The following is an 18,783-nucleotide window of genomic DNA, read 5'->3' on the forward strand; positions in this document are numbered from 1 at the left end:
GCGGGGTGACCCACGCGCGTCACTCGGCCTCGCTCACCTCGGGCTCGTCGCGCTCGATGCCGGCGTCGGCCTCGGCCTGCTCCAGCTCGGCGTCGAGCTGCTCGGCGGTCGGGGCGTGCGCGACGATGACGACGGCCTCGTCGTCCTCGATGCCCGAGAGGACGGCGCCGTCGGGCAGGTTGAGCTCGCCCGCGTTGACCTGGAAGCCGGCGTCGGCGTCCTCGACCGAGACCTCGATGGACTCGGGGATCTTGGTGGCGTCGACCTCGATGCGCAGCTCGCCGAGCGGCGTGGTGACGACGGTGCCGCGGACGGCCTCACCGACGGTGACGACGGGAACGTCGACGATGACCTTCTCGCCGCGCTTGATGGCGACGAAGTCGATGTGCTCGAGGAAGCCCTTGATCGGGTCGGACTGGACCTCGCGGGCGAGCGCCAGCTGGTCCTTACCCTCGATGGTGATCGTCAGCAGCGCGTTGGAGCCGCCCTTCTTGAGGGCGAGCATGGTGTCGTGACCCGGGAGCGAGAGGTGCTGCGGCTCGGCGCCGTGACCGTAGAGCACGGCGGGAACCTTGTCGGCGCGACGGATGCGCCGGGCGGCCCCCTTGCCGAACTCGGTGCGCAGCTCGGCGGTGATCTTGTCGGTCATGGTGGAGCAACTCCTCGTACGTCGATGCAATGAGCTTCTGGCGGGTGGTTGCCAGCGAGGAGGGCCCGACCGGAGCGGGCGACGGGCGCGCGCAGGAGCGCAACCGTGGCACCGCGTCGATCACGGAGCGGGAACTCCCTCGCCGAGGCAACCGTGGGAGTCTAGCGACCCCGGTGGGGGCAGCACCAATCGACTACCGAGGTCGAGGTGTGTTCTTCGGCTCAGGCGTGGCCGTCGAACAGCGAGGTCACAGAGCCGTCCTCGAAGACCTCGCGGATGGCGCGGCTGATCAGCGGCGCGATCGACAGGCAGGTCAGCTTGTCGAAGAGGTGGTCCTCGGGGATCGGCAGCGTGTTGGTGACGATGACCTCGGTCGCCTGGCAGTTCTTGAGGCGGTCGACCGCGGGGTCGGACAGGATCGGGTGGGTCGCGGCGATCACCACGCCCGCTGCGCCGTCGGCCATGAGGGCGTCGGCGGCCTTCACGATGGTGCCGCCGGTGTCGATCATGTCGTCGACCAGGACGCACATCCGGCCCTCGACCTCACCGACGACGCGGTTGGCCACCGACTCGTTGGGCCGGTTGACGTCGCGGGTCTTGTGGATGAACGCCAGCGGGCTCCCACCGAGCTTGGCGGCCCACCGCTCGGCGACCTTGATCCGGCCGGCGTCGGGCGAGACGACCGTGAGCTGCTGGTCGCCGTACTTCTCCTTGACGTACTGCGTGAGCAGCGGCAGCGCCATCAGGTGGTCGACGGGGCCGTCGAAATAGCCCTGGATCTGGTCGGCGTGCAGGTCGACGGTGATGAGCCGGTCGGCGCCGGCGGTCTTGAACAGGTCGGCCATCAGCCGGGCGGAGATCGGCTCACGGCCGCGGTGCTTCTTGTCCTGGCGGGCGTAGCCGTAGAACGGGAGCACCACCGTGATCCGCTTCGCCGAGGCGCGCTTGAGCGCGTCGACCATGATCAGGTGCTCCATGATCCACTCGTTGATCGGCGCCGTGTGGCTCTGGATCACGAAGGCGTCGCACCCGCGGACGGACTCCTCGAAGCGGACGTAGATCTCGGAGTTCGCGAACTCGTACGCCGAGGTGGGCACGAGCCCCGTCCCGAGCTGGTCGGCCACCTCCTCGGCGAGGCTGGGGTGCGCCCGGCCGCTGAACACCATCAGGTTCTTCTCGGTGGCCCGCTTCATTCCGCTCACGTCGCGATTGTGCACCCCGTGCCGCCCCTACGGCGAACCGGCGACCGCGGTCGTGAGACGTCTCACGCCTCCGGCGTGGTCGACCCCGCGTCCCCGAGCGCAGCGGCCGCCGCGTCGGCCGCGGCGGTCCCCGCGCGCTTGCGCAGCACCCAGCCCTCGAGGTGGCGCTGGGAGCCGGCCGAGACGGCCAGAGCGCCCGGCGGGACGTCGGTGCGGACGGTCGTGCCGGCGCCCGTGACGGCGCCGTCACCGATCGTGACGGGGGCGACGAACGTGTTGTTGGACCCGGTGCGCGCGTGGGCGCCGACGACGGTGCGGTGCTTGGCGACGCCGTCGTAGTTGGCGGTGATCGTGCCGGCCCCGATGTTGGTGCCCTCGCCGATCTCCGCGTCGCCGATGTAGGACAGGTGCGGCACCTTCGCGCCGGCGGCGATCACGGAGTTCTTGGTCTCCACGAACGTGCCGACCTTGCCCTCCGCGCCGATCCGGGTTCCCGGACGCAGGTAGGAGAAGGGCCCGACCTGCGCGGCCGGCCCGACCACGGCGAGCTCGGCGTGGGTGCGCACGACGCGGGCGGCCTGGCCGACCTCGACGTCGCGCAGCGTGGAGTCCGGACCGATCACGGCGTCCTCCCCGACGATGGTCGCGCCGAGCAGCTGCACGTTGGGCAGGATCGTGACGTCCGGCGAGAGCACCACGTCGGCGTCGACCCAGGTCGTGAGGGGGTCGATCACCGTGACACCCTCGCGCATCCACCGGCGCAGGATCCGCTGGTTCATCTCGCGCGCCAGGTCGGCGAGCTGCGCGCGGTCGTTGGCGCCCTCGGTCTGGGCGACGTCGACGACGGGGAACGCCCCGACCTGCAACCCGTCGCCGCGCGCAAGCGCGATCGCGTCGGTGAGGTAGTACTCGCCCTTCGCGTTGTCGTTGCTGATCCGTGGCAGCGCGGAGCGCAGGAAGGCGGCGTCGAAGGCCAGGATCCCGGAGTTGATCTCGTTGATCTCGCGCTGGTAGTCGGTGGCCTCCTTCTCCTCCACGATGGCCGCGACGCTGCCGTCGGGCTCGCGGACGATCCGGCCGTAGCCCGTGGGGTCGGCCACGCGGCCGGTGAGGATGCTGACCGCGCGGCCGGAGCGGCGGTGGTCGGCGACGAAGTCGCGCAGACTCTCGCCCTCGAGCATCGGGGTGTCGCCGGCGGTGACGAGCACCGTGCCGGTCAGGTCGCCGTCGGCGCCGACCACGGCGTCGACGGCGGCCCGGACGGCGTGCCCGGTGCCCTCGGGGGTCTCCTGCACGGCGAGCAGCGCGTCGGGCACCAGCTCGAGCACGTGCGGTCCCACCTGCTCGCGCTGCGTCCCGATGACGGCGACGAGCCTGCGCGGCTCGGCGGCCTGGGCGGCGCGCAGCACGTGCCCGAGCATGCTCCGCCCGCAGATCGGGTGGAGCACCTTCATCGTCTTGGACCGCATGCGCGTGCCGCCGCCGGCGGCGAGCACGATCACGGTCAGGTCGTCCGACGGCGCTGACGCACTGCTCACGAGACTGCCTCCTGCTGCTGCGGCTGAGCGGTAAACCCGGTCACTGTAGAGGACGTCCTGCGCCAGGTGAGCATCGCTGCGAGCGCCACCCCCACCGCGGTGACGAGGAGCAGCAGGCGGTGGTCGACCAGGCCGACCAGGGCCGCGCCGACCAACGTGACGGCGGTCTGCGGCACGGTGATGGCGACGTTGGTGGCCGTGCCGACGCGTCCCTGCAGCGTCGGTGGGGTCAGTCGCTGGCGCATGGTCATCAGCGCGACGACCGACCACGTGCCGCCGAACCCGATCGCGACCAGCCCGACCAGCGCGACCGGCAGCCACGGCGTCATCAGGGGCAGCGTCCCCGCGGCGAGGAGCAGCAGGCCGACGCGGACCACAGCGCTCTCCTGCCACGTGCCGATCGCGCGGGCGACCGTGATCCCCGCCAGCACGGCACCGATGCCCTGGACGCTGACGACCAGCCCGATCATGGCGGCCGGGACGCCCAGCCCATGCTCGAGGACGGCGAAGCTGACCGCGTTGAGCAGGCCGGTCGCCGCGAACCCCACGGTCACCGCCACCAGCGTGATCCCCAGCAGCGGCGTACGACGCAGGTGGGCGGCGCCGGCGACGATCTCGGCGCCGTATCCACCACGCTCGTCGGCCGGCGTCGGCGGGGTCTCGGTCATCCGCAGACCGGCCAGGATCAACGCCGCCACCCCGAAGCAGGACGCGGTGAGCACGACGACCGGCCCGGGTCCGGCGAGCGCGTAGAGACCGGTGCCGAGCAGCGGGGCGACCAGGCGCAGCGCCTGGTCGACGGTGCTCAGCAACCCGTTGCCGGCGGCGAGGTCGTCGTCGTCCAGCAGGTCGCGGACCAGGCCGCCCTGCGCGGCCGCCGTCAGGTAGCCGACGGCGCCATACGCCACGGTCACGGCGTACACCGCGACGAGCAGGACCGCATCGGGGACAACCAGCAGGCCGAGCAGGACCGGGACGATCGCGAGCTTGACCACGACGAGCAGCCGGCGCCGCGAGACCCGGTCGACCATGTCGCCCAGCACCGGGGCGATGAGGGCGGGGGCGCCGAAGCAGACGAAGGTCATCGCCGCCGCGCCGTTGGAACCGGTGAGGTCCTTGACCCAGACGGCGAGGACGAGGAACAGCATGCTGTCGGCGACGTTGGACACGCACCAGCTCAGCCAGAGCCGGCGGAACGCCAGGTGCCGGCGCAGCAGCGACGGCCGCGAGGCGCTCACTGGCCGTCCGCCAGGTGCATGAGGGCGACGACCTGGGCGCGCCGCGCGGTGGCGGGCGCTGCGTCCGGGTCGTCGCGACGGGCGACGTACGGCGCGAGCAGCGCGTCCATCGCTGCGGCGAGCTCCACGAGCTCGTCAGCGGTGGCCAGCACGGTGTGGGAGCGCAGCGTCGTCGCACCCACCCACTCCGCAGGCTCTTCGTCGACCCGCGCCAGCGCGTCCCCGGCTCGGCGTACGACGTCGTGCAGGTGCAGCCGGCCGAGCTCGGTCGCGGCATCGAGGGAGCCCGGCACCCCCGGGTCGGGTCGCGTGGTGAGCTGGTCGGCCGTCCGGCGCCAGGGGCGCTCCCGCCCCCGGCGCTCGGCCGGCTCGACGAAGCCGTACTTCGCCAGCTGGCGCAGGTGGAACGAGCAGCTCGCGACGGACTCCCCCACCCGCGCGGCGCACTCGGTCGCGGTCGCCTCGCCCAGCTCGGCCAGGACGTCCATGAGCTGCAGGCGCAGGGGGTGGGCGAGCGCCCGCATCCGGATCGGATCGGTGATCGGTGCCTCGGTCATGACGCGACCTTACGATGATCAAGATGTCTTTAGCAAGACTTCTTGATGATTGACTCTTCCCAGAGAGTCGGCGGAGCGACGCGAGCGCCGGCCCGCCTGAGGGACTGGCCGCCGGTCGAGCCGCGTCAGCCCGCCAGGTGACCCTGGTCGACCAGCTGCACGCTGCCGTGGATCGCCGCGGCGTCGTCGCTGGCCAGGAAGCACACGGCCGCCGCGACGGACTCGGCGCTCATGAACCCCCGCGCGGCGGAGACCCGCATGATCAGGTCCCAGTCCGCCCCGTCCGGGACCTCGATGGAGTGCACCTGCGGGGTGTCCATCCCGCCGGGGCACACGCAGTTCACCCGCAGCGGCTCGCGCAGATACTCCACGGCGAGCGCCTTCGTCAGCCCGACGACCCCGTGCTTGGCGGCGGTGTACGCCGCCGAGTAGGCCTCGCCCATGACGCCTGCCACGGACGCGACGTTCACGATGTTGCCTGCGCCGCCCGCTGCCTCGAGCAGGTGCGGGATCGCGGCCTGCGAGCAGGCGAACACGCCACCGAGGTTGAGGGCGATGTCGTGGGCCCACTGGTCGTCGGTGACCTCCGTGGTCCGGCGGAAGTCGTGGCGCCCCGCGTTGTTGACGAGCACGTCCAGACCGCCGAACTCCTCGACCGCCGCCGCGACGGCGGCCCGACAGGACGCGGGCTCCGCGACGTCGAGCGGACCGAACCGCACCTCGCCCGGGAGGTCCGCAGCGTCGCGGGCGACGGCCGCGAGCCGTTCCTGGTCGCGCGACGCGGCGTACACCCGCGCTCCCCCTGCGGCAAGCCGCCGGACGACCGCGGCGCCGAGGCCCGATGACGCGCCCGTGACCATGGCGGCCTTGCCTGCGAACGGCTGGTGTGACATGGCCGCACCGTAGCGGAGCAGCCCCGCGACCGGGGCCGTTCGACGGCTCCCCGGGTAGGAGTCGAACCTACGTCGCTAATCCTGATTCAAAGTCAGGCGGGCCCTGCCGACAGACCAACCGGGGATCGCGCGCCGTGGCGCACGTGGGCCACAGCGTACGCAAGAGCCCGGCGCGTCGGCGCGTGGCATCATGCCGCGCATGCCCTCCCGCGTGAGTGTCGGCACGCGCGCCCACCGCCTGCTGGTGGCCACGACAGCCCTCACGACCCTCCTGGCAACCCTCCTGACTGCGCTCGGCGCCGCGCCGCCCCCGGCCGGTGCCGCACCCGGCCCGGCCTACACCGTGCCGGCTGCCGAGCGTCGTGCAGCCCTGGCATGCGCCGGCGACCCGGCGACGTCGCAGGCGACCCCGGTGGTGCTGGTGCACGGCACCGGCGTCACCGCGCAGGAGAACTGGGGTGCGACCTACGTGCCGGACCTGCGTCGCGCCGGTCATGCCGTCTGCACGGTCGACCTCCCGCAGCAGTCGCTCGGTGACGTGCAACGCTCGGCGGAGATCGTCGCGCACGCGGTCCGTGCCGTGTCGCGTCGCGCGAAGGGCCGCAAGATCTCGCTGGTGGGCCAGAGCCAGGGCGCCTTCCACGCGTTCTTCGTCGTCCGCGTCTGGCCGGACCTCGCCGCACGCCTGGACGACGTGATCGGGCTGTCCGGGGTGTACGACGCAGGGTCGGCGGCGATCCGCGACGACTGTCGCGACGGCTGCTCACCGGCATTCCACCAGATCGCGGCCGGCTCGCGCCTGCTGCGACTGCTCGCCCGCCGCCCCCTGCCCGCGGGACCCGACTACACCACCGTCGGGACGCTCGCAGACGCCACCATCACCCCGCAGCCGGCGGCGAACCACCAGCCTGGCGCCACCCAGGTGCAGATCCAGGACGTCTGCCCGGGCCGGCGCTCGCCCGTCCCCGACACCGACCACGTCCTCATGGCCGGCGACGCGGTGGCACACGCGCTGGTCCGCGACGCGCTGCGCCACCCCGGACCCGCCCGGCGTACCCGCGTGCCGGCGAGCACGTGCCTGCTGCCCGTCTTCGCCGGCGTCGACCTGCTCGGCTTCGCGCTGTCGTTGCCGACCATGTTGACCCGGGAGCGGCCCGAGACCGCCAGCGAGCCGCGCGTGCGCTGCTTCCTCCGGCCGGGGTGCACCGACCTGCGCGAGCGCGGCCGGGTCGTGCGTTCGGTGGACGTACGCCGCGGCCCGCGCGCCGCGGTGCTCCGGCTCGTCGTCCAGGCCCCCGGCGCCGTGCGGGTGTCGGTCGGCGGACGGCACCGGGTTCACCGGGTGGCGCGGGGAACGACCACGGTGCGCGTGCCCGTCCCCCCGGGCGGCGCGGCCCGGGTGCGCCTGCAGGGGCGGCCCGACGGGTTCGCGCGCTGGGTCACCGAGCGCGTCCTGCGCGTGCCCCGGGCGACCGCGAATGTCTCGATGTCAAGAATCTCGACGCGCTAGCATCGCGGCATGGCGCACGACGAGGTCGACCTCCTGGTCCAGGCATGGGGCCGCGAGCGCGCCGACCTGGACCTGGCGCCGCTGGAGGTCTTCAGCCGCATCGACCGGCTCAGCGTGCTGCTGGGGCGGGCGCGCAAGGCGGCGTTCGCCGAGCACGGCCTCGACGGCTGGGAGTTCGACGTGCTGGCGGCGCTGCGGCGGGCGGGCGCGCCCTACGAGCTCTCCCCCGGCCGGCTGATCCGCGAGACGCTCGTGACCAGCGGGACCATGACGAACCGCGTCGACCGTCTGGCCGAGCGGGGCCTGGTCGAGCGCTCCCCCGACCCGCGCGACCGGCGCGGCGTGCTCGTGCGGCTGACCCCCGCCGGCAAGGACGCCGTCGACGGTGCCTTCGCCTCCCTGCTCGCCCGCGAGCAGCAGCTGCTCACCGGCATCACGCCGGCGGAGCGCGACGCGCTGGCAGCGACCCTGCGCGCGCTGATGGTGCCGCTCGAGGCCTGACCCGCCCCGGGCCACCATGGTTCAGCCCAGCCGCTCGGCGACCTCGAGCCACTCCTCCTCGCGCTGCTCCTTGACCGTGATGGCGGCGCGGAGCTCGGCGTCGAGCGCCGCGAGGCGCTCGTGATCGCTGGCGGCCTCGACCATCTGGCTCTCGAGCGCGCTGACCTGCTTGTCGATCTTGGCGATCTGGCGCTCGAGCCGCTCCATGGTCTTGCGCAGCTCGCGCTGCTCGGCGGGGTTGAGCTCCGAGGAACCACCTGACGAACCGCCCGACGAACCAGCCGCCGCGCCACCCGAGTGGATCGCCGAACGGACCGTGCGCGATCGCCGCTCGAGGTACTCGTCGACGCCGCGCGGCAGCATCACCACCTGCCCGTCGCCCATCAACGCCCAGACCGAGTCGGTGACGCGCTCGAGGAAGTACCGGTCGTGGGACACGACGACGAGGGTGCCGGGCCACCCGTCGAGGAAGTCCTCGAGGACGTTGAGGGTCTCGATGTCGAGGTCGTTGGTGGGCTCGTCGAGCAGCAGCACGTTCGGCTCGTCCAGGAGCAGCCGCAGCAGCTGCAGGCGCCGACGCTCCCCGCCCGACAGGTCGCCGATGCGCGTGACGAGCCGATCGCCGGTGAAGCCGAAGCGCTCGAGCAGGGACGAGGCCGTGATCTCGCCGTCCGCGGTCTTGGTGACCTGCCGGATCGCCTGCACCGAGTCGAGCACCCGCTGGGTCTCGTCGACCTCGTCGAGCGCCTGGCTGAGATGGGCCAGCGCCACCGTGCGACCGCGGCGGACGCGACCGACGTCGGGCTTGATGTCGCCGGCAAGCAGGCGCAGGACCGACGTCTTGCCCGCGCCGTTGACCCCGACCAGGCCGACCCGGTCACCCGGGCCGAGCCGCCAGGTCGCATGGCGCAACAGGGTCCGGTCGCCGCGGGTGAGGTCGGCGTCCTCGAGATCGATGACGTCCTTGCCGAGCCGCTGCACCGCGAAGCGCTGCAGCTCGAGGCGGTCCCGCGGCGGCGGCACGTCGCTGATCAGCTCGGTCGCCGCCTCGATGCGGAACTTCGGCTTGGCCGTGCGCGCGGGCGCACCGCGCCGCAGCCACGCCAGCTCCTTGCGGACGAGGTTCTGCCGACGCGCCTCACTGGCCGACGCCTGCCGCTGGCGCTCGGCCTTGGCCAGCACGAAGGCGGCGTACCCCCCGTCGTAGGAGTCGACGACGCCGTCGTGGACCTCCCAGGTGGTGGTGCAGACCTCGTCGAGGAACCACCGGTCGTGGGTGACGACCACCAGGGCCGCCGTACGCCGACGCAGGTGGTCGGCCAACCAGGCGACGGCCTCGACGTCGAGGTGGTTGGTGGGCTCGTCGAGGATCAGCAGGTCGTGGTCCTCCAGCAGCAGCCGGGCCAGCGAGCAGCGCCGGCGCTCCCCACCGGAGAGTCCGGCGATGCCGCGCTCGAGCGGGAGACCGGCGAGCAGGACCTCGACCAGCTCGCGCGTGGTGGCGTCGGCGGCCCACTCGTGGTCGGCACGCCCCCCGAGCACCGCCTCGCGGACGGTGTCGTCCTCGGTGAGGTCATCGTGCTGCGCCAGGTAGCCCAGGTGCAGGTCGCGCGAGCGGGAGATCCGCCCGTCGTCGGGCTCCTCGCGTCCGGCCAGCAGGTCGAGCAGCGTCGTCTTGCCGTCGCCGTTGCGCCCGACGATGCCGATCCGGTCCTCCGCACCGACTCCGAGACTCACCCCGTCCAGCAGCGGACGGACGCCGTAGGACTTGTGGACGCGCTCGAGGTTGATCAGGTTGGCTGCGGGACGGCTCATGCCAGCTCCTCCACGGAGTCGAGGGCGCCAGGGGTCGGGCCCGAGCAGACCAGGGCGCCGGGCAGCCCGCGGTCGGCGAGCACGCGCACGACGGCCTCAGCGTGAGCCCGTGACCCACATAGGAACAGACACGTCGGGCCAGACCCGGACAACAGCGGCGCCAAGGCCCCGGCCGCGGCACCCGCCGCCAACCGCTCAGCCAGCTCAGGTCGCAGGGAGATCGCGGGGATCGTCAGGTCGTTGGCGAGGTACGGCGCCAGTGCCGCGGCGTCGCCATCGTGGAGCGCAGCGGCCAACCCGTCGGGGACCTCCGTGCCGACCGGAGTGAAGTAGCCGTCAGCGACCAAGGTGTCGAAGGCGGCGTAGACCGCGGGGGTCGAGAGTCCCACGGGGTCGGCGAGGACCACCCACCAGAACTCGCCGGTGGCGATCATCATCGTGACCTGCTCCCCGTGTCCCTCCCCGAGCGCTGTCTCTCCGAGGAGTGCGAACGGCACGTCGCTGCCCAGCTCGGCCGCGAGCGCGGACAGCTCGAGGGCGGGCATGCCGAGATCCCACAGGTGGTTGCAGGCCACCAGCGTCGCCGCCGCATCCGCGCTGCCACCCGCCAACCCGCCGGCGACGGGGATCTGCTTGTCGATGCTCAGCGCGACGGGCGGCACGGCGGACGCGGGGACCCGGGAGCGCGCCGCTACCAGTTGTGCCGCGCGGACCGCGAGGTTGTCGGCATCGGTCGGCACGCCGGAGAGGTCGACCCGCTCGGGCACGGAGGTGGTCACCTCCACCGACCACTCCTCCCCCGGCTCGGCGAGACGCGCGGTGACCGCGTCGCGCCAGTCGAGGGCGAAGTAGACGGTGCCGAGCGGGTGGTAGCCGTCGTCGCGGACGGGACCGACGCCGAGGCGCAGGTTGATCTTGGCGGGTGCCTGGACGCGCACGGCGCGCGGCGCGGGCGAACCGGCGCTCCTCATCGGTGCAGCTCCTCGGCGATCCGGGCGAAGTCGGTGACGCGCAGCTGCTCGCCGCGCACCTGCGGGTCGATCCCCGCACGACGAAGTGTCGCCTCCGCCTCCTCGGCCGAGCCGAGCAGGGGTCGCAGCGCGGCCCGCAGCATCTTGCGCCGCTGGGCGAAGGCCGCGTCGACGACCGCGAAGACCTGCTCGCGGGTCGCGGTGGTCTCCGGGGGCTCGCGCCGGGTCCAGGCCACCAGACCCGAGTCCACATTGGGCGCGGGCCAGAAGACGTTGCGTCCCACCGCGCCGGCGCGGCGCACGTCGGCGTACCACGCCGCCTTGACCGACGGGACGCCGTACGTCCGCGAACCGGGACCCGCGACGAGCCGGTCGGCGACCTCGGCCTGCACCATCACCAGGCCGCGTTCGACCGTCGGCAGCAGCGCCATCAGGTGCAGCAGCACGGGCACGGACACGTTGTAGGGCAGGTTGGCCACGAGCGCGGTGGGCTGCGGGTCGGGCAGGGCCTCGATGCTCATGGCGTCGGCCTCGATGACCCGGAACCCGGCCGCCTGGTCCGGTGCGTGCGCGGCGATCGTGGCGGGCAGCCGCGCAGCGAGGACGGGGTCGATCTCGATGGCGACGACCTGTGCGACGGTCTCGAGCAGCGCGAGGGTCAACGAGCCGAGACCGGGGCCGACCTCGAGGACCACGTCGTCGGCGCGGAGCCCCGCGTCGCGCACGATCCGGCGCACGGTGTTGGGGTCGATGACGAAGTTCTGCCCCCGCTGCTTCGTGGGACGCAGGTCGAGCTCGGCGGCCAGCGAACGCACATCCGCCGGGCCGAGAAGTCTCGGCCCGGCGGACGCGGGAGGCTGCGTGCGGTCGGTCAGCGCGGCAGACCCAGCTTGCTCGCGCAGGACGGCCACGAGCCGTAACTGCCACCGTTGGCGTCGCGGAGCTTCGTCGCGATCGCGATCTGGGTCTCGCGGCTCTGCTCGTGCGGGTAGCCCGGTCCGCCGTACGCACGCCAGGTGCTCAGGCTGAACTGCAGACCGCCGTAGTAGCCGTTGCCGGTGTTGATCGCCCAGTTGCCGCCGGACTCGCACTGCGCGAGCTGGTCCCACACCGAGTTGCCACCGGCGAAGTTGGCCGGCGCGGCAGGGGGCGCGGGCGGCTCCTTGGTGCCCACCTTGACGACCTTGTCGACCGGCTCGCGCCGGACCGTGGTGTCGACGACGCGTCGGGTCTGGAGCTTGCCGTTGTGGAAGACCAGCCGGTAGGTCACGTCACGCAGACCGTCACGGCCCTCGCGGACCACCTCGGTCTCGCCGCGCAGCATCGAGCCGTCGCGCTGCTCCACGGTGTCGCGGCTGATGGTCTCGCCGGCGACCTCCTCGGTGCGCACCTTGACCCGGGTGATGACGACCTTGTCGCCCTGGCTCAGCTCCTGCTTCAGGCCGGGCTTCACGACGTCGTGCTCGCCGAGCTCGATCTCGAGCTCGGTGAGCAGGTCGCCCACGGTCAGGACGGGGAGGTTGTGCTTCTCGAGCGCCTGAGCGCCGACCTTGATCCGGACGGTGCGCGGCGTGATCAGCTCGAGGGCGAGCCCGTCGCGGCCGACGGTGGCGCTGCGGCTGACCGACAGGGCGGCGTTCTCGTGGCGCAGACCGAGCTGGTCGAGCGCGGAGACGACGTCGGTCGCCGTCGTCCAGTAGGTGCGCTCCTCGCCGTCGACGGTGATGTCGAGCTGGCGGGCGAAGCGCACCGAGATCTGGGACCCGTCGTTGACCTCGCTGCTGGGCGCGGGCGCGACCACGTCACGTGGTCCGACCTCGACACCCTCGTCGGCGAGGATCTGCTCGACGGTGCCGCCGAGCGTGCGCACCTCGACGGCCTTGCCGTCGAGGGACAGGGTGACGGTCTTCGTCATGGCTGAGTACCCGACCGTGGTGCCCACGAGGGCGACCGCGACGGCGACAGCCAGCGACACGAGGACCTTGCGGCTCTTGGTGAGACGGGTGCTGAGCTCGGCGATGGGAAGTCGCACGATTCTCCGAACGTAGTGCTCTCCGGGCCACGGGAGACCGGCGCCCCGCACCCCGCAGGGCACACCGGTGACCACGGCGCACGCGCCGAGCTCACCAGGGGCACCGACCGATTGCTTCCCCGCTCCCGGCCGACAACCTGCACGACGATAACGGGGAGGTCACGCTCCACCAAGCCGAACGCGCCCACGGAGGCGAGACCTGAGTTACGTCGCGTGACCCAGCTCACCTCTTGCGTCTCAGGCGTCGCTCTGGTCCCAGGAGTCCCAGGTGCCGCCGAACGCGCGGTCGGTGTTGGCCGCGATCGCGGCGCAGAGCAGCTCGAGGTCGTCGCCGCGCATCTGCGCCATCGCCCGCACCGTCACCGGGACGAGGTACGACGCGTTCACCCGTCCGCGGTAGGGCATGGGGGTCAGGAACGGCGCGTCGGTCTCCACCAGGACCCGGTCGAGCGGGGTGGTCCGCAACGCCTCCTGGACGGGCACGGCGTTCTTGAACGTCACCGTCCCGGCGAAGGAGAGGTGCGCGCCGCGGTCGAGGCACGCCCGGGCGAAGTCGGCGTCGCCGCTGAAGCAGTGCATCACCCACCGGTCGGGAGCGCCGACCTCGTCGAGGACGCGCACGATGTCGTCGTGGCTGTCGCGGTCGTGGATGACCAGCGTCTTGTCGAGCCGCTTGGCCAGGTCGACGTGCCAGCGGAACGACTCGTGCTGGGCAGCGCGGCCGTCCTCGCCGGTGCGGTAGTAGTCGAGCCCGGTCTCCCCCACCGCGCGCACGACCGGGTCGGCGGCGAGGCGCTCGATCTCGGCGTACGCAGCCTCGAGCTCCCCGCGGGCGGCCAGCACGGGCGCCTCGTTGGGGTGCAGCGCGACACCCGCGACGATCCCGCGGTGCGTGCGTGCGGCCTCGACGGCGAAGCGCGCGCCCGGGAGGTCGCAGCCGATCTGCACGATCCGCGGCACGCCGACGCCCGCCGCCTCGGCGAGCGCCTGCTCGACGGGCAGCCCACCGTCGAAGCCGGCGGCGATGTCGAGGTGGCAGTGGTTGTCGACCACCGGGACCGGCAGGGGCTCCGGTGCGGGGGGACGCTCGGGGTTGCGGCTCATCGGTGCATCAGCTCGTAGACCTCCCGCTTGGGCAGACCGTGACGTTGCGCCACCGCGGCGGCCGCGTCCTTGCGGCGTACGCCGGTGGCCTCGAGCGCGGTGACCTCGGCGCGCAGGGTCTCGGGGTCGGCGGCCTCGGTGCTCGCCACGGCGCCGGCGACCACCACGGTCACCTCGCCGCGCACCCCGTCCTCGGCCCACGCGACGAGCTCGGCGAGCGGGCCGCGGCGCACCTCCTCGTGGGTCTTCGTCAGCTCCCGGCAGACGGCGGCCGGCCGCTCGGCACCGAACGCCTCGGCCATCGCGGCGAGTGCGACGGCCGTGCGGTGCGGCGCCTCGAAGAAGACCATCGTGCGCTGCTCGTCGGCCAGCGTCGCGAGGCGCCGGGCCCGCTCCCCCGCCTTGCGCGGCAAGAACCCCTCGAAGCAGAACCGGTCCACCGGCAGGCCCGAGACGGCCAGGGCCGTGAGCACGGCCGACGGGCCCGGCACGGCGGTGACCGCGACGTCGCGAGCCAGCGCAGCCGTGACCAGCCGATAGCCCGGGTCGGAGACGCTCGGCATGCCGGCGTCGGTGACCAGCACGACCCGCTCGCCCGCCGCGAGGGCGTCGGCGAGCTGCGGGGTCCGTGCTGCCTCGTTGCCCTCGAAGTAGGACACGACGCGACCGGTCGGGGTGATGCCGAGGTCGGCCAGCAGCCGCTTGAGCCGCCGGGTGTCCTCGGCCGCGATGACGTCGGCGCGGGTGAGCTCCTCGGCCAGCCGCGGCGGCGCGTCACCGACGTGACCGATCGGGGTGGCAGCGAGGACGAGCACGGCGCCAGTGTGGCATCCGCGCCGTGAGCCGCCCTGCGTTGCCTCGCGTTGCCTACGCTGACGCCCGTGACCACGACCGTCTCGACCTCGGCGCCCGCCGCACGGCCGCCGGGTCGGGGCGCACGCACCTGGCAGCGCGCCCGGCGGTTGGCACTCGCCGGGTCGGGCTGGCCGTCGGCGATCGGGCTCGCGATCCTCGCGCTCGTGATGCGGCTGTGGCGGCTCGGCTACCCCGCGGACTTCCTCTTCGACGAGACCTACTACGCCAAGGACGGCTGGTCGCTGTGGCAGCACGGCTACGTCCGCGAGTTCGTCACGGGTGCCAACGAGTCGGTCCTCGCCGGCGACCTCGACGTCTTCCGCGAGACCCCGTCGATGACCGTCCACCCCGAGGTCGGCAAGTGGCTCATCGGGCTGGGCCAGGAGGTCTTCGGGGTCACGCCGTTCGGGTGGCGGGTGGCGAGCGCGGTGGCGGGAGCGCTGCTCGTGCTGGTCCTCGTCCGGCTGACCCGCCGGCTGACCGGGTCCACCCTGCTGGGGCTGACCGCCGGCACCCTGCTCATGGTCGACGGGCTGCACTTCGTGATGTCGCGGCTGGCGCTGCTCGATATCTTCCTCGCCCTCTTCCTCCTCGCGGGTGTCAGCTGCCTGGTCGCCGACCGCGACCGGGCGCGCGCCCGCATGGCCCGGCTGGTGCCCCTGGACACCCTCGTCGAGCACGGCTGGGGACCGGTGCGTCCCTTGCTGCTGCGCCCCTGGCGGATCGCTGCCGGCGTGATGTTCGGGCTCGCGATCGGCTGCAAGTGGACGGCCCTCTTCCCGCTCGCGGCGTTCGGGCTGCTGACCTGGGCCTGGGACGCCGGGCTGCGCCGCGAGATCGGCGTGCGCTGGCCGGTCGTGCGCTCGGCGGTGGCCGACGGCATCCCCGCGTTCGTCTCGCTGGTGGGCGTGGCGCTCGTCGTCTACGTCGCGACCTGGACCGGCTGGCTGGTCAACGCCGAGGCCTACGAGCAGCACCTCTCCGACACGCAGTACGGCGCCCCCTGGGGCGACTACGTCGACACCGAGCCCGACACGGTCCTCGGCGAGACGGTGCAGTCCCTGCGCTCGCTCGCGCTCTATCACCGCGACGTGTTCACCTTCCACACGCAGTTCCTCAACGAGTCCGAGCACACCTACCAGTCCGACCCGCGTGGCTGGCTGATCCTCAACCGGCCCGTCGGGGTCGACGCCCAGCTCGACATCCCGCCCGGCGAGCAGGGCTGCACAGCGGTCGAGGGCAGCGACTGCCTGCGCCAGATCCTGCTGCTCGGCACGCCGCTGTTGTGGTGGGGCGGCGTGGTCGCACTCGTATATGCCGCCATCGCGTGGGTCGCCCGCCGCGACTGGCGCTACGGCGTCGCGGTGGTCGGCGTGCTGTCGAGCTGGCTGCCGTGGTTCCGCTACGACGACCGGCCGATCTTCCTCTTCTACGCCACCGCCTTCCTGCCGTTCATCGTCCTCGCAGTGACCCTGCTGCTCGGCCGGGTCCTCGGCCCACCGGACGCCACGCCCCGGCGGCGGCGTACGGGTGCGGTGGCGGCCGGGACCTTCGTCGTGCTCGTGGCGCTGAACTTCGCGTGGTTCTGGCCGGTCTACACCGACGGGCTGCTCACGACCGCGCAGTGGCTGCAGCGGATCTGGTTCCGCGAGTGGATCTGAGGACCGGTGAACCTAGGGTGGGCGCCATGTCCGTCGTGAAGATCAACGCCATCTCCGTCCCGCCGCAGGCCGGCCCCGAGCTGGAGAAGCGGTTCGCCGCCCGCGCCGGGGCGGTCGAGGGTTCGCCCGGCTTCCTGGGCTTCCAGCTGCTGCGGCCCACCGCGGGCGAGGAGCGCTACTTCGTCGTCACCCACTGGGCCGACGAGGAGTCCTTCGTCGCCTGGCGCGACGGCGACGCCCGCGCCGCGCACGCCGGCGACCAGAAGCCGGTCGCCAGCGGTGCTCAGCTGCTGGAGTTCGACGTGGTGCTCGACGTGCGCCCCGACAGCCCCGACAGCCCCGACAGCTCCGACAGCTCCGCCTGAGCCTCGCCCGGGCGCACCCACTGGTGCAGCCACCGGTCGACGGCGGCGTAGGCCGCGTCCCGCGCCGGCTGCTTGGACAAGAACACGTCGTGACGCGCGCCGGGCACCGGCAGCGCCGTGACGGCGTTGCCGAGGCAGCCCGACCAGCGCGCGATGTGGGCGACGTCGAGGACCATGTCCACCACGTCGACGTCGGGTGAGTAGCGGCGCGCGAACTTCGTGGCGTCGGAGCGCAGGACCAACGACGGCACGCCGACGTCGAGTCCCCGGTGCAGGCGCGCGTGCCCGCGGCGTACGGCGTTGAGCCAGCCGTAGGTGACCGGGAAGCTCTCGACCGGCTTGAACCGCAGGTCGTAGTCCCACTCCCCGCTCCCGCTCACGTGCAGGCTGGTGCCGTAGGCGTCGCCCGCGGGGAGCTTCAGCTCGTCGAGCGGCTTCGCCTTCGCCATCGCCCGGACGACCTGGGTGCCGACGGTGCGCAGCATGGCGCTGCCCTGCAGGTCGAACCACGGCGAGTTCAGCACGAGCCCCGACACGTGGCTGTCCCACCGCTGCCCCGCCTCGAGCGCCGCGAGGTGGCGCCGGTGCGACCACAGCGCGACCACCAGACCACCGGTGGAGTGCGCGGAGACCAGCACGCGCTGGCCGGTCTCGGCGTGCACGATCTCCAGCGCGCGGTCGAGCTCGGCGTCATAGAACGCGAGGTCGGAGACGTAGTGCGCGGTCTGTCCGGGGCGGCGCGAACGCCCGCACTTGCGCAGGTCGAGCGCATAGAACGCATAGCCCCGCGCCGCGTAGAAGTCGGCCATGTCGCGCTGGAAGAAGTAGTCGCAGAAGCCGTGGACGTAGAGCACGGCGCCGCTCACCTGCTCGTCTGCGCCCACCGGACGGCGTACGAGGGTGGCCTCGACCTCACCCTCGCCGTCCGGGTCGGTGCCCAGGTGCAGGGTGCGGCTCTCGTAGCCGTCGAGGATGTCGGGGTGCCAGGGTGCCGTCGTGCTCACGACCGCACCCTAGCGACGCGCGCCGACCGTGACCCGAGGACCAGGACGACGATGCCGAGGGCGAGCACGCCGACGCCGGCCGCGGCCTGTCCCGAGAGCCGCTCGTCGAGGACGACGATGCCCAGGAGCGTCGCGGTCACGGGCTCGGCGAGGGTCAGCGTTGCGACCGTCGCCGCAGGCAGGACCGCCAGCCCGGCGCCGAAGAACAGGTACGCGACGGTGACCGTCACCAGCCCGAGCCAGGCGATCGTGAGGAGTCCGGCGCCGGAGCCCAGTCCCTCCCGGTCGACGCCGGCGAGCAGCACCAGGCCCCCGAGACCGGCGAGGCCGAAGGTCGCGCCCATCGTGGTCACCGACGTCCAGCCGCGGTCGAGCAGCCCCTTGCCCGCCAAGGTGTAGACGGCGTACGCCGCACCGGCGCCGACCGAAGCCACGAGACCGGGGACGGAGAGGGCGCCGTCCGTGCCGTCGGCGAGGCCGAGCACGCCGACGCCGACCAGCGCGCAGGCGGTCGCGACCCACCACACCCCGCCCGGGCGACGCCTCGTGAGAACCCAGCCGAGGACGCCGGTGAGCACCGGTGCCGAGCCGAGCGCGACCACCGTGCCGACCGCGACCCCGTTCGCTCCGGTGCCGGCGAAGAACGCCGGCTGGTAGGCCAGCACTCCGGCACCTCCGACGAGGACGAGCGCCACGGTGGCGCGGTCGAGCCGCACGGGTCGGCGGCGGGCACCGAGGAGCGCGATCAGGCCGAGAGCGCACCCGCCGAGCGCGATCCGCGCGGCACCGAGGGCCGTCGCATCCGCCTCGGGTCCGAGCGCCTGCGCCGTGCCGGTCGTGCCGAAGCAGACCGCGGCCACCAGGACCCACACGACCGCACGCACCGGT

At 73.0% G+C, this 18,783-nt stretch carries 18 protein-coding genes and 1 tRNA gene; 4 read left to right on the forward strand and 15 right to left on the reverse strand.

Annotated elements, in window-relative coordinates; genetic code table 11:
• Positions 1-19 precede the first annotated feature (19 nt).
• From J2S59_RS00340 to J2S59_RS00370, 7 genes are all read right to left on the reverse strand, one after another.
• Entirely contained in the window at positions 20-649 is a 630-nt protein-coding gene (locus J2S59_RS00340; RefSeq protein ID WP_068118631.1) for a 50S ribosomal protein L25/general stress protein Ctc, read from the reverse strand.
• Between the two features lie 221 nt (positions 650-870).
• Complete coding sequence (locus tag J2S59_RS00345) at positions 871-1,851, reverse strand: ribose-phosphate diphosphokinase (RefSeq protein ID WP_442417831.1); 981 nt, start codon at positions 1,849-1,851, stop codon at positions 871-873.
• A gap of 62 nt (positions 1,852-1,913) precedes the next feature.
• Positions 1,914-3,389 (reverse strand): bifunctional UDP-N-acetylglucosamine diphosphorylase/glucosamine-1-phosphate N-acetyltransferase GlmU, encoded by a 1,476-nt coding sequence (glmU, locus tag J2S59_RS00350; RefSeq protein WP_306824703.1) that lies wholly within the window; start codon positions 3,387-3,389, stop codon positions 1,914-1,916.
• Positions 3,386-4,627 carry an MFS transporter gene (locus tag J2S59_RS00355; protein ID WP_068116727.1) on the reverse strand — a complete coding sequence of 414 codons (1,242 nt, stop codon included), beginning with the start codon at positions 4,625-4,627 and terminating at the stop codon, positions 3,386-3,388. The genes glmU and J2S59_RS00355 overlap by 4 nt, the downstream gene beginning before the upstream one ends.
• On the reverse strand, positions 4,624-5,184 hold the full coding sequence (locus J2S59_RS00360) for an ArsR/SmtB family transcription factor (protein ID WP_068116729.1): 561 nt from the start codon (positions 5,182-5,184) through the stop codon (positions 4,624-4,626). Before J2S59_RS00360 ends, J2S59_RS00355 begins: the two co-directional genes overlap by 4 nt.
• Before the next feature lie 125 nt (positions 5,185-5,309).
• Positions 5,310-6,077 carry an SDR family NAD(P)-dependent oxidoreductase gene (locus J2S59_RS00365; RefSeq protein WP_068116730.1) on the reverse strand — a complete coding sequence of 256 codons (768 nt, stop codon included), beginning with the start codon at positions 6,075-6,077 and terminating at the stop codon, positions 5,310-5,312.
• A gap of 46 nt (positions 6,078-6,123) precedes the next feature.
• A tRNA-Gln gene (locus J2S59_RS00370) sits at positions 6,124-6,202 on the reverse strand.
• Between the two features lie 74 nt (positions 6,203-6,276).
• On the opposite strand from J2S59_RS00370, the gene J2S59_RS00375 reads away from it, so the two are divergent.
• Positions 6,277-7,587 carry an esterase/lipase family protein gene (locus J2S59_RS00375; protein WP_181641461.1) on the forward strand — a complete coding sequence of 437 codons (1,311 nt, stop codon included), beginning with the start codon at positions 6,277-6,279 and terminating at the stop codon, positions 7,585-7,587.
• Between the two features lie 9 nt (positions 7,588-7,596).
• The gene (locus J2S59_RS00380; RefSeq protein WP_068116733.1) at positions 7,597-8,088 is read left to right on the forward strand and encodes a MarR family winged helix-turn-helix transcriptional regulator; all 492 of its coding nucleotides are present in this window, start codon (positions 7,597-7,599) and stop codon (positions 8,086-8,088) included.
• A 21-nt stretch (positions 8,089-8,109) separates the two neighbouring features.
• On the opposite strand, the gene J2S59_RS00385 is transcribed toward J2S59_RS00380, so the two are convergent.
• The 6 genes from J2S59_RS00385 to rsmI form a co-directional block, all read right to left on the reverse strand.
• Positions 8,110-9,903 carry an ABC-F family ATP-binding cassette domain-containing protein gene (locus tag J2S59_RS00385; RefSeq protein ID WP_068116736.1) on the reverse strand — a complete coding sequence of 598 codons (1,794 nt, stop codon included), beginning with the start codon at positions 9,901-9,903 and terminating at the stop codon, positions 8,110-8,112.
• Positions 9,900-10,874, reverse strand: coding sequence for a 4-(cytidine 5'-diphospho)-2-C-methyl-D-erythritol kinase (locus J2S59_RS00390; protein WP_068116737.1), 975 nt, complete (start codon positions 10,872-10,874; stop codon positions 9,900-9,902). Before J2S59_RS00390 ends, J2S59_RS00385 begins: the two co-directional genes overlap by 4 nt.
• Entirely contained in the window at positions 10,871-11,689 is an 819-nt protein-coding gene (rsmA, locus tag J2S59_RS00395; RefSeq protein WP_246360070.1) for a 16S rRNA (adenine(1518)-N(6)/adenine(1519)-N(6))-dimethyltransferase RsmA, read from the reverse strand. Before rsmA ends, J2S59_RS00390 begins: the two co-directional genes overlap by 4 nt.
• Positions 11,690-11,745: 56 nt before the next feature.
• On the reverse strand, positions 11,746-12,906 hold the full coding sequence (locus J2S59_RS00400) for a resuscitation-promoting factor (RefSeq protein ID WP_281366685.1): 1,161 nt from the start codon (positions 12,904-12,906) through the stop codon (positions 11,746-11,748).
• Positions 12,907-13,143: 237 nt separating this feature from the next.
• Positions 13,144-14,010 carry a TatD family hydrolase gene (locus J2S59_RS00405; protein WP_068116739.1) on the reverse strand — a complete coding sequence of 289 codons (867 nt, stop codon included), beginning with the start codon at positions 14,008-14,010 and terminating at the stop codon, positions 13,144-13,146.
• On the reverse strand, positions 14,007-14,825 hold the full coding sequence (rsmI, locus tag J2S59_RS00410) for a 16S rRNA (cytidine(1402)-2'-O)-methyltransferase (protein ID WP_068116740.1): 819 nt from the start codon (positions 14,823-14,825) through the stop codon (positions 14,007-14,009). Before rsmI ends, J2S59_RS00405 begins: the two co-directional genes overlap by 4 nt.
• Positions 14,826-14,891: 66 nt before the next feature.
• On the opposite strand from rsmI, the gene J2S59_RS00415 reads away from it, so the two are divergent.
• Together J2S59_RS00415 and J2S59_RS00420 are read left to right on the forward strand one after the other, a co-directional pair.
• The gene (locus tag J2S59_RS00415; protein WP_068116743.1) at positions 14,892-16,526 is read left to right on the forward strand and encodes a dolichyl-phosphate-mannose--protein mannosyltransferase; all 1,635 of its coding nucleotides are present in this window, start codon (positions 14,892-14,894) and stop codon (positions 16,524-16,526) included.
• A gap of 26 nt (positions 16,527-16,552) precedes the next feature.
• Positions 16,553-16,891 carry an antibiotic biosynthesis monooxygenase family protein gene (locus J2S59_RS00420; protein ID WP_068116745.1) on the forward strand — a complete coding sequence of 113 codons (339 nt, stop codon included), beginning with the start codon at positions 16,553-16,555 and terminating at the stop codon, positions 16,889-16,891.
• Here J2S59_RS00420 and J2S59_RS00425 read toward each other — a convergent pair.
• Positions 16,810-17,895: an alpha/beta hydrolase gene (locus J2S59_RS00425; RefSeq protein ID WP_181641462.1), complete on the reverse strand. Its 1,086-nt coding sequence runs from the start codon at positions 17,893-17,895 to the stop codon at positions 16,810-16,812. The two genes, J2S59_RS00420 and J2S59_RS00425, sit on opposite strands and share 82 nt — an antisense overlap.
• Positions 17,892-18,779 carry a DMT family transporter gene (locus J2S59_RS00430; protein ID WP_306824704.1) on the reverse strand — a complete coding sequence of 296 codons (888 nt, stop codon included), beginning with the start codon at positions 18,777-18,779 and terminating at the stop codon, positions 17,892-17,894. Before J2S59_RS00430 ends, J2S59_RS00425 begins: the two co-directional genes overlap by 4 nt.
• Between the last annotated feature and the right edge of the window lie 4 nt (positions 18,780-18,783).

Origin of the sequence: Nocardioides massiliensis (assembly GCF_030811215.1) — a bacterium.
GTDB lineage: Bacteria > Actinomycetota > Actinomycetes > Propionibacteriales > Nocardioidaceae > Nocardioides_A > Nocardioides_A massiliensis.